The following is a 15,676-nucleotide window of genomic DNA, read 5'->3' on the forward strand; positions in this document are numbered from 1 at the left end:
GGTTGAACAGCACGATGGGCGCACAGCGGCTTTCTGGCTCACAGCTTGCCCTCCAGTTCCTTGGCTTGGTTGCGGTTGAACAGCACGATGGGCACGATGAGGATCACCAGCATCACCACCGCCAGGGCGGAGGCCACCGGCCAGTCACGGTTGTTGAAGAATTCCTGCCAGAGCACGCGGCCGATCATCAGGGTCTCCGGGCCACCCAGCAGCTCGGGAATGACGAACTCGCCCACCGCCGGAATGAACACCAGCATGCAGCCGGCGATGATGCCGTTCTTGGACAGCGGCACGGTGATCTTCCAGAAGCTGGTGAAGCGACTGGCACCCAGGTCGCCAGCGGCTTCCAGCAGCGTCAGGTCATGCTTCACCAGGTTGGCGAACAGCGGCAGGATCATGAACGGCAGATAGGAATAGACGATCCCCAGGTACACCGCGAAGTTGGTGTTGAGCATCTGCAGCGGACTGCTGATGAGCCCCAGATTCATCAGGAAGCTGTTGATCAGGCCGTTGGTGGACAGCAGCCCCATCCAGGCATAGACGCGGATGAGGATGGCGGTCCAGGTCGGCATCATGATCAGCAGCAGCAGCACCGTCTGCTTCTCGCGACTGGCCCGGGCGATGGCATAGGCCATGGGGTAGCCGATCAGCAGACAGATCAGGGTGCTGATGCCGGCCATCTTCAGCGAACCGAGGTAGGCGTCCAAATACAGCGGATCGTCGGCGAACATCAGGTAGTTGCCGAAGTTGAGCGCGATATCCAGTTGCTGATCGGCGTAGCTGAACAGCTCGGTATAGGGCGGGATGGCCACGTCCGCGACCGAGAAGCTGATCTTGAGCACGATCAGGAACGGCAGCAGGAAGAACAGGAACAGCCACACGAAGGGCACGCCGATGGTCAGGCGGCGGCCATCGAGCAGGCGCTTGAGCAAGGGGGGTCTGGTCATGCTTGCAGTACCACGCCGCTGTCGTCTTCCCAGTACACCACCACGGCGTCATCCCAGGTGGGTCGCTTGCCGAGGCGCTCGGCGTTGGCGATGAAGCACTGGACGATGGGGCCGGTGCCCAGCTTGACGTGATAGACCGAGTGCCCGCCCAGGTAGGCGATGTCGTGCACGGTGCCGCTGCACCAGTTGTAGTCGGGATGCTCGTGATCCGCCGGCAGGCTGGTGCCCATCAGCAGCTTCTCGGGGCGCAGGGCGAAGGTGACCTGCTTTTCCTGGGCGCGGGTGCTGATGCCGTGGCCGATGTAGATCGGTCGCTCCAGTTGCGGACTGTGGATGATGGCGTGGTCGGCACCGTCGTCGGTCAGCTCGCCGTCGAAGACGTTGACGCTGCCGATGAACTCGCAGACCAGCCGGCTCGCCGGGGTCTCGTAGATGTCCATCGGGCTGCCCACCTGGGCGATCCAGCCCAGGTGCATGATGGCGATGCGCTCGGCCATGGTCATGGCCTCTTCCTGGTCGTGGGTCACCATCACGCAGGTCACGCCCACGCGCTCGATGATCTCCACCAGTTCCAGCTGCATCTGCGAGCGCAGCTTCTTGTCCAGGGCACCCATTGGCTCGTCGAGCAGCAGCAGCTTGGGCCGCTTGGCCAGGGAGCGCGCCAGGGCCACTCGCTGGCGCTGGCCGCCGGAGAGCTGGTGCGGCTTGCGCTTGGCGTACTGGGTCATGTGCACCAGCTTGAGCATCTCGGCCACGCGGGCATCGATCTCGGCCTTGGGCAGCTTGTCCTGCTTGAGGCCGAAGGCGATGTTCTGCTCCACGCTCATGTGCGGGAACAGCGCATAGGACTGGAACATCATGTTGATCGGCCGCTCGTAGGGCGGCATGTCGGTGATGTCCACGCCATCGAGAAAGATGCGCCCTTCGCTGGGCCGCTCGAAACCGGCCAGCATGCGCAGCAGGGTCGACTTGCCCGAACCCGAGCCGCCGAGCAGGGCAAAGATCTCACCCTTGTTGATGGTCAGGGAGACGTCGTCGACAGCGACGGTTTCGTCGAATTTCTTGGTGACCCGGTCGATCTTGACCAGGACTTCCTTGGCTTTCTTGTCGCCGGTGGCGGCTTTCTTGAAGGCACTGGTGGCAGTCGCCATGTACATCTCCCCAGGAAAATCGGGGACCGGTCGGGCCGGTCCGCTTTAGCGTTGGTTATTTGCCGGACTTGACCCGCGTCCAGCTGCGGGTTTCCAGGCGCAGGATCTGCGGGGGCAGCTCCTTCATGACGTACAGCTTGTCCATCACCGCTTGTGGCGGATAGACGGTCTCGTCCTGCCGCAGCTCGGCATTCATCAGCTCGCCCGCCTTCGGATTGGGGTTGGCGTAGCCGACATAGTCACTGACCTTGGCAATGACCTCGGGCTGCAGCAGATAGTTGATGAAGGCATGCGCCTCCTTCACGTTCTTGGCATCCTTGGGGATGGCCAGGAGGTCGAACCAGAGGTTCGCGCCCTCCTTGGGAATCGCGTAGCCGATGTTGACGCCCTTCTTCGCTTCCTCGGCACGCGAACGCGCCTGAAAGACATCGCCGGAATAGCCGAAGGCCACGCAGATGTTGCCGTTGGCCAGATCCGAGATGTACTTGGAGGAATGGAAATAGGTGATGTATGGCCGCACCTTGAGCAGCTGGGCCTCGGCCTTCTTGTAGTCGTCGGGATTGGTGCTGTTGGGATCGAGTCCCAGGTATTGCAGTACTGCCGGATAGACCTCATCGGGCGAGTCCATGAAGGAGACGCCGCACTTGCTCAGCTTCTTGAGGTTCTCGGGTTCGAACAGGATGGCCCAGGAATCGAGCTTGTCGGTGCCTAGCGCGGCCTTGACCTTGTCGACATTGTACCCGATGCCGTTGGTGCCCCACAGGTAGGGAACGCCGTATTGGTTGCCCGGATCGCTCTTTTCCAGCTGCTTGAGCAGCGCCGGATCGAGATTCTGCCAGTTCGGCAGCTGGCTCTTGTCCACCTTCTGGAAGGCGCCCGCCTTGATCTGCTTGGCCAGGAAGTTGCTCGAGGGCACCACCACGTCATAGCCGGTGTGACCGGCCAGGAGCTTGCCTTCGAGGGTCTCGTTGGAATCGAAGACGTCATAGACGGGCGTGATGCCGGTGGCCTTCTGGAAATCCTCGAGCGTGGTCTCGCCGACGTAATCGCTCCAGTTGTAGACGCGTACCGTCGGCTCGGCGACGGCGGTTCCCATGACGGTCAGGGTGGTCATGGCCAGCAGGGTTTTACGCAACGAAAGCACGGGCGGCTCCTTTCATGGTGGGCATCGGCGGCGACACCCTTTCAGCGGTCCATACAGACGGACGGCACGCCGGAGTGACTCCGGCGTGCCGTCCTTTCAGCCGCACGCGGCGACCGAACTCACTTGCCGGACTTGATGGTGGTCCAGGTACGGGTCATCAGACGCTGGGTCTTGGCCGGAAGATCCGGGAAGGCGTACAGCTTGGCCATGGTTTCCTGGGTCGGATAGATCCCCGGGTTGGTGCGAATCGCTTCAGCTACGAGCGGGGTCGCCTCTTTGTTGCCGTTGGGATATTGCACGTAGTCGCTGACCGCCGCGATCACCTTGGGCTCCATGATGTAGTTGATGAACTTCAGTGCGCCCTCGGGATTCTCGGCATCCTTGGGAATGGCCATGGTGTCGAAGAAGGTGCCGGCGCCTTCCTTGGGAATGTTGTAGGCCACGGTCACGCCGTTCTTGGCGTCGGCCGCGCGGGCCTTGGCCTGGGCGATGTCGCCGGAATAGCCGACCGCCACGCAGACGTTGCCGTTGGCCAGGTCCGAGATGTACTTGGAGCTGTGGAAATAGGTGATGTACGGACGCACCTTGAGGAACAGCTCCTCGGCCGCCTTGATCTCCTTGGGATCCTGGCTATCTGGCTTGTAGCCAAGGTAGTGCAGACCGGCGGGAATGATCTCGGTGGGCGAATCCAGCACGGCCACGCCGCAGCCCTTGAGCTTGGAGAGGTTCTCGGGCTTGAAGATCAGGTCCCAGGAATCCACCGGCGCATTGTCGCCCAGGGCGGCCTTGACCTTGGCCGGGTTGTAGCCGATGCCGATGGTGCCCCACAGGTAGGGGATGGCGTACTGGTTGCCCGGATCGCTGACTTCCAGGGTCTTCATCAGCTGCGGATCCAGGTTGCTGTAGTTGGGCAACTTGGACTTGTCCAGCGGCTGGTAGACGCCGGCCTTGATCTGCTTGGCCAGGAAGGAGTTGGACGGCACCACCACATCGTAGCCGGAACGGCCGGCGAGCAGCTTAGCTTCGAGGGTCTCGTTGCTGTCGTAGACGTCATAGACCACCTTGATCCCCGACTCCTTCTCGAAGTTGGCGATGGTGTCTTCGGCAATGTAGTCGTTCCAGTTGTAGACGTGCAGGACCTTGGGGTCCGCCGAGGCGTTACCGGCAAAGAGGCCGGCCAGGCTCAGCGCTAGAAGAGTCTTGCCAAAAACATTCATGCGGTGGTGCTCCTCAAGTCATCGTTGGTCTTTTGATTCGGTGCGCGGCCAGCGCCCGCGCGCAGTCTGGCAAGGTCCGCCGCCGGGCTCAAGCCTTGGCGGCCATTAGCCACGCTGGCGCAGCACCGCATGGGTCTGATCGAGGCTCAGGCGCGCCAGGGTGACCAGTTCGTCGATGGACTCCGGCGTGATCACCAGCGGCGGCGCGATGATCATGGTATCGCCCACCGCGCGCATCACCAGGCCGTTGCGGAAGCAGTGCTCGCGACAGAGCATGCCCGCCCCGCCCTCGTAGCGCGTCCGCGTCTGCTTGTCGCGCACCAGCTCCAGCGCCGCCACCATGCCGACGCCACGGGTCTCGCCCACCAGCGGGTGGTCGGCCAGCTCCGCCCAGCGCTTTTGCAAATAGGGTGCCGTGGTACTGCGAACCCGGTCGACGATGCCCTCGTCGCGCAGGATGCGGATGTTCTCAAGGGCCACGGCCGCGGCCACCGGATGCCCGGAATAGGTGAAGCCGTGATAGAACTCGCCGCCCTCGTCGAGCACCCTGACCACCTCGTCGCGCACCACCACGCCGCCCATGGGCACGTAGCCGGAGGTGAGCCCCTTGGCGATGGGCATGAGGTCCGGAGCGTTGCCGTAGTACTGGCTGCCGAACCATTCGCCGGTGCGACCGAAGCCGCAGATGACCTCGTCGGCGATGAAGAGGATGTCGTACTTGTCGAGGATCTGGCGGACCCGCGGCCAGTAGCTTTCCGGCGGCACGATCACCCCGCCGGCGCCCTGGATGGGTTCGGCGATAAAGGCGGCGACGCGCTCCTCCCCGACCTCGAGAATCTTCCGCTCCAGCTGATCGGCCGCCCAGATGCCGAATTCCTCCGGACTCATCTCGCCGCCTTCACCGAACCAGTAGGGCTGCGGGATATGCACGATGTCGGGCAGCAGGCCGCCCTGCTCGTGCATCGCCGCCATGCCGCCCAGGCTGGCACCGGCCAGGGTCGAGCCGTGGTAACCGTTCCAGCGGCCGATGACCACGCGCTTCTCCGGCTGGCCCTTGGTCGCCCAGTAATGGCGCACCAGGCGCAGCACGGTGTCGTTGGCCTCCGAGCCGGAGCCGGTGAAGAACACGTGGTTCATGCCCTCCGGCGCCAGTTCGGCGATGGCCTTGGCCAGCTCCAGCACCGGCGGATGGGCGGTCTGGAAGAACAGGTTGTAATAGGGCAGTTCGCGCATCTGGCGACTGGCCGCCTCGACCAGTTCTTCACGGCCGTAGCCGACGTTGACGCACCAGAGCCCGGCCATGCCGTCGAGGATGCGCTGACCCTCGCTGTCCCAGAGGTGCACCCCCTCGGCGCGGGTGATGATGCGCGCGCCCTTCTCGTTGAGCTGGCGATAGTCGGTGAACGGCGCCAGCAGATGCCGGCGACTCAGGTCCTGCCAATGGGCGGTGGTAAAGGTATTCACGAAGCCTCTCCTCGGATCGCGGTCAGACGCTGAGCAGCAGGAATTCCCGCTCCCAGGAACTGATCACGCGCTTGTAGTTCTCGTGCTCGGCGCGCTTCACCGCGACGTAGCCGCGGGTGAAGCGACTCCCCAGATACCGCTCCAAGGTGGCCGACTGCTCCATGCGCTCCAGGGCGGCTTCCAGGGTCAGCGGCAGGCGCAGGTTGCGACGCTCGTAGCCGCGACCCTGCACCGGCGCACTGGGCGAGACGTTCTCGATCATGCCCAGATAGCCACACAGCAGGCTGGCCGCCAGGGCCAGGTAGGGATTGGCGTCGGCACCCGCCAGGCGATTCTCCACCCGGCGATTCTGCGGATCGGAATCCGGCACGCGCAGGCCCACGGTGCGGTTCTCCTCGCCCCACTCCACGTTGACCGGCGCCGAGGTGTCGGGCAGGAAGCGGCGGAAGGAATTCACATTGGGGGCGAACAGCGGCAGCGCCTCGGGAATGTATTTCTGCAGGCCACCGATGTGGTGCAGGAAGAGTTCGCTCATGCTGCCATCGGGGTTGGAAAACACCGTCTTGCCGGTCTTCAGGTCCACCACGCTCTGGTGCAGGTGCATGGCGCTGCCGGGCTCGCCGGTCATGGGCTTGGCCATGAAGGTGGCGGTGACGTTGTGTTTGAGCGCCGCCTCGCGCAGGGTGCGCTTGAAGACGAAGATCTGGTCGGCCAGGTGCAGCGGATCGCCGTGGCGGAAGTTGATCTCCATCTGCGCGGTGCCCTCCTCGTGGATCAGGGTATCCAGATCCAGTTCCTGGGCCTCGCACCAGTCGTACATGTCTTCGAACAGCGGATCGAATTCGTTGGCCGCATCGATGGAAAAGGACTGGCGCCCGGTTTCCTGGCGCCCGGAGCGACCTACCGGCGGCTGCAGCGGATAGTCGGGGTCGTCGCTGCGCTTGGTCAGGTAGAACTCCATTTCCGGCGCGACGATGGGCTGCCAGCCGTGCTCGGCATAGAGCTTGAGCACCTTCTTGAGCAGGTTGCGCGGCGACAGCTCGATGGGGATGCCGCGCTTGTCGTAGGTGTCGTGGATCACCAGGGCGGTGGGCTCCAGTGCCCAGGGCACCAGGAACACCGCGCGATCGTCCGGGCGACAGTGCATGTCGATGTCGGCCGGATCGAGCAACTCGTAGTAGATGTCGTCGTCGACATAGTCCCCGGTCACGCTCTGCAGGAGCACGCTCTCCGGCAGGCGCATGCCCTTTTCGTTGAGAAACTTGGCGGTGGGGGAAATCTTGCCGCGGGCGATGCCGGTCAGATCGGCGACCAGGCATTCCACTTCAGTGATCTTGCGTTCTTTCAACCAGGCGGTGAGCCGGTCAAGCGGGGTGCTCATAAAGACCTCGAAGGTTCGAGCGGGGTGAACAGCATCAGCGCTCGGCAGCGCGCGCCTTGCAGGCCTTGCCGAACGCCCTGAACAAGGCGAGATAGACCGGGTGACTGCGCACCCTCCATTCCGGGTGCCACTGCACGCCACAGGCGAAGGCGCGGGCCTCGCGGACCGAGACGGCCTCGATCAGGCCGTCGGGCGCCAGTGCCTCGGCACGCAACCCCGGTGCCAGGCGATCGATACCCTGGCCATGGATGGAATTCACGTCGAAGCGAGCCGGCAGCTCCAAGGCCTCGAACAGGCCGCCTGGCTGGACCTCGACCGGATGGTGGAGACCATAGTGCTCCTCCAGGGTCTCGCCGCGTTCGCGGTGATCCATGAGGGAGCCGACCTCGTGCACCTTCTGGTGCAGGCTGCCGCCAAAGGCCACGTTCATTTCCTGAAAGCCGCGGCAGATGCCCAGCACCGGCACCCCGGCCGCCACGGCGGCGCGCAGCAGCGGCAGGGTCACGGCATCGCGAGCCGCATCGTGCAGGGTGCCGGGCTCGCTGGGCGTACCCTGGTAATGATGGGGCTCGACGTTGGATGGCGACCCGGTGAACAGCAGACCGTCCAGGCGCCCGAGCAAGGCCTCGGTGGCAATGAGATCGGCCAGGGCCGGAATCACCAGCGGCATGCCCTCGGCCCCCTCCACCACCGCGCGCAGATACTTGTCGCCCGCGATGTGAAAGGGATGCAGGCCTAGTTGCCTGGTACAGGCTGTGACACCTATGAGGGGCAGCGCGGACATGGGACACCGGGTTGAACAGGAATCATCCGAGCCTAGTCTTGTTCGTTATTTTTCACAACCACCGGCAAAAAGTTTCGAGATTCTGCACAGGAGCGGCGAAACAGAGGCATTCCAGCGCCTCTGAATGCGCCAAAAACAGGCACCTGCGCACCACCCCTGAGCAGGGGTGCCTCCAGTTGACTTTGGTCCGCCTTTCGGATTGACTCCAGAGTGGTAACTCCGCTGATTGATATTTTTAACAGGGGCGCTGACAAAGCGTCGGAGCGCAGGCGAGACCGTACTCTCAGGTCGCTGTCGGATCGACAGCGGGCACTCGTGCCCTCACTGCGGTTGGCCCACTGGGCAAACAGGCGCATCAGGCGCTAACCGTTTTGTCGAGCGCAGCCAAAAGCAAAGGTGTTTCATCATGTCGGTACCCCCGCGTGCCGTTCGTTTGGATGAAGCGACCGACTTCCTCAGGGAGCACCCTGAGGTCCAGTTCGTCGATCTTCTGATTGCGGATATGAATGGCGTGGTGCGTGGCAAACGCATCGAGCGCACCAATCTGCCCAAAGTCTTCGAGAAAGGAATCAACCTCCCCGCTTCGCTGTTCGCCCTCGACATCACCGGCTCCACCGTCGAAAGCACCGGTCTCGGGCTCGACATCGGCGACGCCGACCGCGTCTGCTTCCCCATCACCGATACCCTCTCCATGGAACCCTGGCAGAAGCGCCCCACCGCGCAGCTGCTGATGACCATGCATGAGATGGAAGGCGAGCCCTTCTTCGCCGATCCCCGCGAGGTCCTGCGTCAGGTCGTCCAGCGTTTCGACGAGCTCGGACTCACCGTCTGCGCCGCCTTCGAGCTGGAGTTCTATCTGATCGATCAGGAGAACATCAACGGCCGCCCGCAACCGCCCCGCTCGCCTATTTCCGGCAAGCGTCCCCAGTCGGTCCAGGTCTATTCCATGGACGATCTGGACGAGTATGCGGACTGCCTGCAGGACATCATCGACGGCGCCCGCGCCCAGGGCATTCCGGCCGACGCCATCGTCGCCGAATCGGCTCCGGCGCAATTCGAGGTCAACCTCAATCACGTTGCCGATCCGATCAAGGCCTGCGACTACGCCGTGCTGCTCAAGCGCCTGATCAAGAACGTCGCCTATGACCATGAGATGGACACCACCTTCATGGCCAAGCCCTATCCGGGCCAGGCGGGCAACGGCCTGCACGTACATATTTCCCTGCTGGACAAGGACGGCCGCAACATCTTCGCCGGCGAGGATCCCGAGCAGAACGCCGCATTGCGTCACGCCATCGGCGGTGTGCTCGAGACCCTACCCGCCTGCATGGCCTTCCTCTGCCCCAACGTGAACAGCTATCGCCGCTTCGGCTCGCAGTTCTTCGTGCCCAATGCGCCGAGCTGGGGCCTGGACAACCGCACCACCGCCCTGCGCGTCCCCACCGGCACGCCGGAGGCGCACCGCATCGAGCATCGGGTAGCCGGGGCCGACGCCAACCCCTACCTGCTGCTGGCCGGCGTCCTGGCCGGCGTGCACCATGGCCTGACCCGACAGATCGAACCCGGTCCGGTCACCGAGGGCAACTCCTACGAGCAGCACGAGCAGAGCCTGCCGAACAACCTGCGCGATGCCTTGCGCTACCTGGACGACAGCTCGGTGATGGCGGAGTACATCGACCCGAAGTACATCGACATCTTCGTCGCCTGCAAGGAGCACGAGCTGGAGGAGTTCGAGCACTCCATCTCCGACCTCGAGTACAACTGGTACCTGCACACCGTGTAAGCGCCAGCCTGCCGACCGGTCCCGCTCCGGTCGGCAGCTGTTCTGCAGTACCTCTGGCGCCCTGTGCGTGTTCACGCCCGCGGCGCCCTTTCGATTCTTTCCCTTATCAGCCCAAGACGACTCTGGACGGAGAGCCTCGCCATGACCACCCTCACCACGCCGCGTGCCGACGGCTTCCACATGCCGGCCGAATGGGCCGACCAGCGCAAGATCTGGATGATCTGGCCCGAGCGCCCGGACAACTGGCGCCTGGGCGGCAAGCCCGCCCAGGCCGCCTTCACCGCGGTCGCCCAGGCCATTGCCCGTTTCGAGCCTGTGACCATCGGCGCCTCGGCCCATCAGTACGAGAATGCCCGTGCCCGCCTGCAGCACCCGAACATCCGGGTGGTGGAAATCAGCAATGACGACGCCTGGTGCCGCGATACCGGCCCGACCTTCGTCAGCGACGGCCAGGGTGGCGTGCGCGGGGTGGACTGGAGCTTCAATGCCTGGGGCGGCCTGGATGGCGGCCTCTATTTCCCCTGGCAGCGCGATGACCAGGTCGCCGGCAAGATCCTCGCGATTGAGAATCTGCCGGGCTATCGCACCCCGGACTTCGTCCTCGAGGGCGGCTCCATCCACGTCGACGGCGAAGGCACCCTGATCACCACCGAGGAATGCCTGCTCAACGCCAATCGCAATCCGCACCTGGATCGCGAAGCGATCGAGCACTACTTGAGCGACTACCTGGCGGTGGACAAGGTCATCTGGTTGCCCCACGGTCTCTACAACGACGAAACCAACGGCCACGTGGACAACTTCTGCTGCTACGTGCGCCCGGGCGAGGTGCTGCTGAGCTGGTGCGACGACCAGGCCGACCCCAACTACAGCCGCTGCCGCGAGGCCCTGGCCGTGCTGGAGCGCGAAACCGATGCCCGCGGCCGCACCTTCAAGGTGCACCGGATCGTCACCCCGGGTCCGCTGTTCGCCAGCGAAGAAGAATGCCGCGACGTGGATGCCTGCCTTGGCACCCAGCCACGCCGAGCCGGTGAGCGGCTGGCCGCCTCCTACGTCAACTTCCTCATCGTCAACGGCGGCATCATCGCCCCGACCTTTGGCGTTCCCGAGGACGCCGAGGCGCTGCGTACGCTGCAGGCCTGCTTCCCGGAGCACGAGGTGGTACAGGTTCCCGGCCGCGAGATCCTGCTCGGCGGTGGCAACATCCACTGCATCACCCAGCAGCAGCCGACCGGTCACTGATTTCCGGCGGAAACGAAAAAGCCCGTCTCGCGACGGGCTTTTTTCTGACCTGAGCGCGGCTCAGAGCAGCGGCAGGGTGTAGCTGACGATCAGACGGTTTTCGTCGACGTCACGCTGGCCCGGTACACCGGCTTGCGAAACGGCCGGCAGGTCGGAACGCAGCATGGCGTTACGCCAGGTGAAGCCCAGACCTTTCAGCTGGCCTTCCGGGATCACGTAGCTGACAGTCAGGTCGCGTTCCCATTCCATGGCGTCGCCAGTACGGGTACGGATGTTGTCACCGCGCTGATAGATGACGCCAGCGGTCAGACCCTTGACGCCCAGCTGAGCGAAGTCATAGGAGTAGCGAGCCTGCCAGGTGTCTTCGCCGGAACGGGTGAAGTTGTTGATCTGAATATCGGTGATGGCATAGGTCGAAGCGCCACCGTTCTCGTTCAGGTAGGGGAAGGCGCTGTTACCGTTGCTGCCCTGATAACCCAGACCGAAGGTGTGGCCGTAGATCGAGTAGGTGAACAGGCCGCTGTAGAGGCGGTTGTCGATCTCGCCAGTGGTACGGGTACCACCGTAGTAGCCGCTGGACACGTAGAGGCCGGTGCTGTCGGCCTTGCGGTTCTCGCCCTGGCTGTTGCTATCGAAATAGCGCAGGTCGGTCTTGAAGGTACCGTCGCCCAGCTTGACGCTGTGCACCAGGCCCAGGAAGTGCTGGTTGTAGAAGTCTTCCAGCTGACCGAAGTAGTACTGCAGGGTCAGGTCTTTGGTGACCTTGTAGTCGGCACCGACGAAGCGGAAATGGTCGCTGTTGCGACGCAGGGCGGCATTCGCAGCACCGTTGGAACCGGCGATGGACAGATCGTCTTCGTCGGTGGAGTTACGGTTCTTGGCGCGCTCGAGTTGGCCGGCGGTCAGGGTCACGTCCTTGATGTCCTTGGACGTGATCTGAGCACCCTGGTAGGTCTGCGGCAGCAGACGACCGTCGTTGGAGACCACGACCGGCAGCTTCGGCATCAGGGTGCCGTAGCGGAATTCGGTTTCGGAGATCTTCATCTTGGCGGTAGCGCCCAGGCTGCTGAACTCGTCTACAGCGCTGTTATCGGTGTCGCGCGGGAACATGGTGCCGTTCTGCACGCTGCCACCGTTGCCGCCGTTGGCCTTGCCACCGCTGTCCAGACGCAGGCCCAGCATGCCGACCGCATCGACGCCGAAGCCAACGGTGCCCTGGGTGAAGCCCGACTGGTAGTTCAGCATGAAGCCCTGACCCCAATCCATCACGCGGGAAGGATTGGCAGTACCGTTGCGGTTGTCTGTGTTGATGTAGAAGTTACGCAGACTGAGGGTGGCTTTGCTGTCTTCGACGAAGCCGGCAGCGTGGGCGGCGGCAATGAGGGACAGGTTCAGACAGGCCGCGGAGACCGCGACCACCAGTGGCTTCTTGACCATGAGTGCTCCAGGGGTGAATCGTTGTTATGCGGCCACCAGAGGTGTCAGCGCCTGCTGGTGGTATGCCCGACGGGCCGTGCGGAAGGGAAAGCTAGAGGGCTTTTGTTTCAATTTGGAGAATTATCCCGGGCCTGGTCGACTTTTAAGTTGCGACCTCCAGCACAGGGTCCCTGCCACCGTCTTCCACGTTGCGAAAGCTAATTGCAAAAAAGCATTTCGTCTAGCGATACCTGGTTGAAAACCCGCCCTGTGGTCTTCCCCTCTGACTGTTCGGTCATGTCCCGAGGGAACCTGCGCTGCCTACGCCTATGGAACGGCTCGCCGTTTCCTGGGGGAACACCCGCCCAATCCGTACGCACTGAGGCTCTGGGACGGGCCTCCCAAGGCACTGGCTCGGCCTTGAAAATCGACCAATCTCAAGCATCAAAAAAGCAGGATCTAAAGGAATTCCCTATCTGCTTCAAGGACTTGTAATTTTTTGCGACGGCTCTTTCAGTGGAATGGCCCTGAAGACGACGTCTTTCGCCCGGCGTGACGCATCACGTGCCCTGCCGCAAGGGCGATCTTGCCCAATCGGTCACGCAGGAAATTCTTTCCCATCGATGGGGTGCCGCCGCTTCAGCCAGGACGGCCAACAGGACAAGAAGAAGAGATCGGCTGCAGGCCAGATGGACAAGGAAGCAAGGTCGCAGCGGACCGGGTGGGGGATGGCATGACGGCGGTCGGCAGAACCGCGACCCAAGCCGGCCGAGCTGTCATCGGCGCGGCCTGGCAAGGGGTATTCAGCCCTGGACGACCTGATCCTTGCCCTGGCGCTTGGCGCGGTACATGGCCTCGTCCGCCCGCACATAAAGGGTGTCGAGGGACTCGTCGCCCTCCCGCAACACGGTGACACCCTGACTGATGGTGACCTTCAGCGGGCCCTCGGCGCTGGGTACCGCCAACTGCCGCACGGCGCGCTGCAGGCGCCCGCCGATCTGCAACGCCAGATCGCTGTCGCAGCCCGGCAGCAGCAGGGCAAATTCCTCGCCGCCGATACGGCCGAACAGATCCCCACGGCGGGTAGTCTGGGCGCCGCATTCGGCAACACGCTGCAACACTTGATCACCCATCTGGTGACCGAAGCGGTCATTGATCTTCTTGAAGTCGTCGATGTCGAGCAACAGGAAGGCCAGGGGCTCGCCTTCGTTCTGGGCGAATTCGAAGGCGCGCTGGGCACTCTCGAAGAAGTGCCGACGGTTGCTGCTGCGGGTCAGGACGTCGGTGGTGGCGAGCCGTTGCAGCTCCTCCTCCATGCGCTTCTTGTCGGTGATGTCTTCGGCGATGCCCACCACCAGCAGCGGCATGCCAGCCTCGCTGCGCTGACTGACAAAGCACTTGTCGCTGAGCCAGCGGATCTCGCCGTCGGCGCGGATGATGCGGTACTCGCGCGATTCCACGGCGCCCTGCTCGATCACCTGTTCCAGGGTGCGCTGGGCGTATTCCAGATCGTCGGGATAGATGTTGTTGAGCCAGGTGCTGTAGTCGCTCAATACCAGGGACTGGGAGCGACCGAAGATCTGTTCGTAGGCAGGGCTGACATAGATGATCTGGCGAGTGCGCCAGTCCAGGGCCCAGAGCACCGCATTGACGCTTTCCAGCAGCGCGCTGAACAGCTGCTCCCGGTCACGCAGGCGATCTGTCTCGGCCCGCGAATGCAGGAGAGCCAGCAGATTCTCTTCCGGAGTGGGAAGAGCAGACAGAGAGGGTTGTTCATCCATATACAAATGCGCCTACGCGGGGTCCTGAGGGAGTTAGAGACAGCTGAAACCAGCCTGGTTCAATCCCCGCATAGAGCAGCCCACCGCTTCGGTGGGCTTTTGTGAAGCCTTTCTCAAGCAGTTCCGGCCGGCCGCAGGGAATAGGTTTTCAGCTGTTCGGCGAATTCGCGCAGCGACTGAATGCCGCTCGCTTCGGCTTCGCCGATCCACTGCCGGGTCGCGGCCAGCATGTCGTGGCCGTTGGCGCTGGTCCGGGCCCAGATCTGCTGCAGCGCCAGGCGCTTTTCGTAGATCAGCTTCAGCGCCTGGCTGTGCTCGAGCAGTTCGTCGATGCGCACCTGATGGCGGGCCTTGAGCAGACTGGTCTCGCGGGCCAGCAGACCACGCGCCCGACGGAACAGCGGACGCTGGGAGGGCGCCGCACTGCCGCGCTCCTGCCGCAGCAGCGGGCCGATCACCTGCTTGCGGTACTGGGCCATGATCTGGAAGCGGTTGTTGAGGATGGCCATGGCGGTGTCCATGTCCAGCTGCCCCTTGCCTTCGATGCGATGGGCGATGGGGGCGACACGGTTGACCTTGGCCAGACGCAGCCAGGTGAACAGCTTGATCCAGGCCCAGCCCATGTCGAATTCCCAGCGCTTGACCGACAGCTTGGCCGAGTTCGGGTAGGTGTGGTGGTTGTTGTGCAGCTCTTCGCCGCCGATGACGATGCCCCAGGGAATGAGGTTGGTGGCGGCATCGCGGCACTCGAAGTTGCGATAGCCCACGGCATGGCCCAGGCCATTGACCACACCCGCGGCCCAGAAGGGAATCCAGACCATCTGCACGGCCCAGACGGTGAGCCCCAGGGCGCCGAACAGGGCGATGTCGATCAGCAGCAACAGCACCACACCCATGTTGCGGGTGCGCGGATTGGAGTAGAGCTTGCGCTCGATCCAGTCGTCCGGGCAGTTCTTGCCATAGATGCGCAGGGTATCGGCGTTGTTCGCCTCGGCCTTGTACAACTCGGCGCCGCGCCGCACCACGGTGGCGAGGCCCTTGTGCACCGGGCTGTGCGGATCCTCTTCGGTTTCGCACTTGGCGTGGTGCTTGCGGTGAATGGCGGTCCACTCGCGGGTGTTCATCGCCGTGGTCAGCCACAGCCAGAAGCGGAAGGCGTGCTTGAGCGCGGGATGCAGCTCCAGCGAACGGTGGGCGGAGTAGCGATGCAGGTAGACGGTGACACTGACAATGGTCAGGTGGGTCAGCAGCAGGGTGACCACCACCAGTTGCCAGACCGACAGGTCAAGCAGGCCGTTGTAGCTCATGGACGCAAAGGACCTCGCGCGGGTTGTGTAGTGCAACTGTCACAGAAAGTTCAGTGAACAGG

At 63.4% G+C, this 15,676-nt stretch carries 12 protein-coding genes; 2 read left to right on the forward strand and 10 right to left on the reverse strand.

Annotation, left to right across the window (positions count from 1 at the left end; genetic code table 11):
* Positions 1-38: 38 nt before the first annotated feature.
* From FHR73_RS17825 to FHR73_RS17855, 7 genes are all read right to left on the reverse strand, one after another.
* Complete coding sequence (locus FHR73_RS17825) at positions 39-947, reverse strand: ABC transporter permease subunit (RefSeq protein WP_183633031.1); 909 nt, start codon at positions 945-947, stop codon at positions 39-41.
* Positions 944-2,098: a polyamine ABC transporter ATP-binding protein gene (gene potA, locus FHR73_RS17830; protein ID WP_133861329.1), complete on the reverse strand. Its 1,155-nt coding sequence runs from the start codon at positions 2,096-2,098 to the stop codon at positions 944-946. The genes FHR73_RS17825 and potA overlap by 4 nt, the downstream gene beginning before the upstream one ends.
* Positions 2,099-2,153: 55 nt before the next feature.
* Positions 2,154-3,212 (reverse strand): polyamine ABC transporter substrate-binding protein, encoded by a 1,059-nt coding sequence (locus FHR73_RS17835; protein ID WP_183633347.1) that lies wholly within the window; start codon positions 3,210-3,212, stop codon positions 2,154-2,156.
* 149 nt (positions 3,213-3,361) lie between these two features.
* The gene (locus FHR73_RS17840) at positions 3,362-4,459 is read right to left on the reverse strand and encodes a polyamine ABC transporter substrate-binding protein (RefSeq protein ID WP_183633032.1); all 1,098 of its coding nucleotides are present in this window, start codon (positions 4,457-4,459) and stop codon (positions 3,362-3,364) included.
* Between the two features lie 105 nt (positions 4,460-4,564).
* On the reverse strand, positions 4,565-5,923 hold the full coding sequence (locus FHR73_RS17845) for an aspartate aminotransferase family protein (RefSeq protein ID WP_183633033.1): 1,359 nt from the start codon (positions 5,921-5,923) through the stop codon (positions 4,565-4,567).
* A 22-nt stretch (positions 5,924-5,945) separates the two neighbouring features.
* Positions 5,946-7,304 (reverse strand): glutamine synthetase family protein, encoded by a 1,359-nt coding sequence (locus FHR73_RS17850; RefSeq protein ID WP_027600160.1) that lies wholly within the window; start codon positions 7,302-7,304, stop codon positions 5,946-5,948.
* Between the two features lie 34 nt (positions 7,305-7,338).
* A complete protein-coding gene (locus FHR73_RS17855) occupies positions 7,339-8,088 on the reverse strand; it encodes a gamma-glutamyl-gamma-aminobutyrate hydrolase family protein (RefSeq protein ID WP_183633034.1) in 750 nt (249 codons plus the stop codon).
* Between the two features lie 406 nt (positions 8,089-8,494).
* Between FHR73_RS17855 and FHR73_RS17860 the strand changes: the two genes are divergently transcribed.
* Both FHR73_RS17860 and aguA read left to right on the forward strand, forming a co-directional pair.
* Complete coding sequence (locus FHR73_RS17860; RefSeq protein ID WP_133861334.1) at positions 8,495-9,871, forward strand: glutamine synthetase family protein; 1,377 nt, start codon at positions 8,495-8,497, stop codon at positions 9,869-9,871.
* A gap of 141 nt (positions 9,872-10,012) precedes the next feature.
* Complete coding sequence (gene aguA / locus FHR73_RS17865) at positions 10,013-11,110, forward strand: agmatine deiminase (protein ID WP_183633035.1); 1,098 nt, start codon at positions 10,013-10,015, stop codon at positions 11,108-11,110.
* A 60-nt stretch (positions 11,111-11,170) separates the two neighbouring features.
* Here aguA and FHR73_RS17870 read toward each other — a convergent pair whose 3' ends face one another.
* From FHR73_RS17870 to desA, 3 genes are all read right to left on the reverse strand, one after another.
* Positions 11,171-12,547 (reverse strand): OprD family porin, encoded by a 1,377-nt coding sequence (locus FHR73_RS17870; RefSeq protein WP_183633036.1) that lies wholly within the window; start codon positions 12,545-12,547, stop codon positions 11,171-11,173.
* A 782-nt stretch (positions 12,548-13,329) separates the two neighbouring features.
* Positions 13,330-14,307 carry a sensor domain-containing diguanylate cyclase gene (locus FHR73_RS17875; protein WP_183633037.1) on the reverse strand — a complete coding sequence of 326 codons (978 nt, stop codon included), beginning with the start codon at positions 14,305-14,307 and terminating at the stop codon, positions 13,330-13,332.
* 113 nt (positions 14,308-14,420) lie between these two features.
* Positions 14,421-15,614, reverse strand: coding sequence for a delta-9 fatty acid desaturase DesA (desA, locus tag FHR73_RS17880; protein ID WP_183633038.1), 1,194 nt, complete (start codon positions 15,612-15,614; stop codon positions 14,421-14,423).
* Positions 15,615-15,676 lie beyond the last annotated feature (62 nt).

Source organism: Pseudomonas sp. AS2.8 (genome assembly GCF_014190935.1).
GTDB lineage: Bacteria > Pseudomonadota > Gammaproteobacteria > Pseudomonadales > Pseudomonadaceae > Chryseomonas.

Coding starts and splice junctions, on each gene's coding strand:
- FHR73_RS17850 (WP_027600160.1), bottom strand. CDS start 7,304: ATGAGCACCCCGCTTGACCGGCTCACCGCCTGGTTGAAAGAACGCAAG.
- aguA (WP_183633035.1), top strand. CDS start 10,013: ATGACCACCCTCACCACGCCGCGTGCCGACGGCTTCCACATGCCGGCC.
- potA (WP_133861329.1), bottom strand. CDS start 2,098: ATGGCGACTGCCACCAGTGCCTTCAAGAAAGCCGCCACCGGCGACAAG.
- FHR73_RS17870 (WP_183633036.1), bottom strand. CDS start 12,547: ATGGTCAAGAAGCCACTGGTGGTCGCGGTCTCCGCGGCCTGTCTGAAC.
- desA (WP_183633038.1), bottom strand. CDS start 15,614: ATGAGCTACAACGGCCTGCTTGACCTGTCGGTCTGGCAACTGGTGGTG.
- FHR73_RS17825 (WP_183633031.1), bottom strand. CDS start 947: ATGACCAGACCCCCCTTGCTCAAGCGCCTGCTCGATGGCCGCCGCCTG.
- FHR73_RS17860 (WP_133861334.1), top strand. CDS start 8,495: ATGTCGGTACCCCCGCGTGCCGTTCGTTTGGATGAAGCGACCGACTTC.
- FHR73_RS17855 (WP_183633034.1), bottom strand. CDS start 8,088: ATGTCCGCGCTGCCCCTCATAGGTGTCACAGCCTGTACCAGGCAACTA.
- FHR73_RS17840 (WP_183633032.1), bottom strand. CDS start 4,459: ATGAATGTTTTTGGCAAGACTCTTCTAGCGCTGAGCCTGGCCGGCCTC.
- FHR73_RS17875 (WP_183633037.1), bottom strand. CDS start 14,307: ATGGATGAACAACCCTCTCTGTCTGCTCTTCCCACTCCGGAAGAGAAT.
- FHR73_RS17835 (WP_183633347.1), bottom strand. CDS start 3,212: ATGACCACCCTGACCGTCATGGGAACCGCCGTCGCCGAGCCGACGGTA.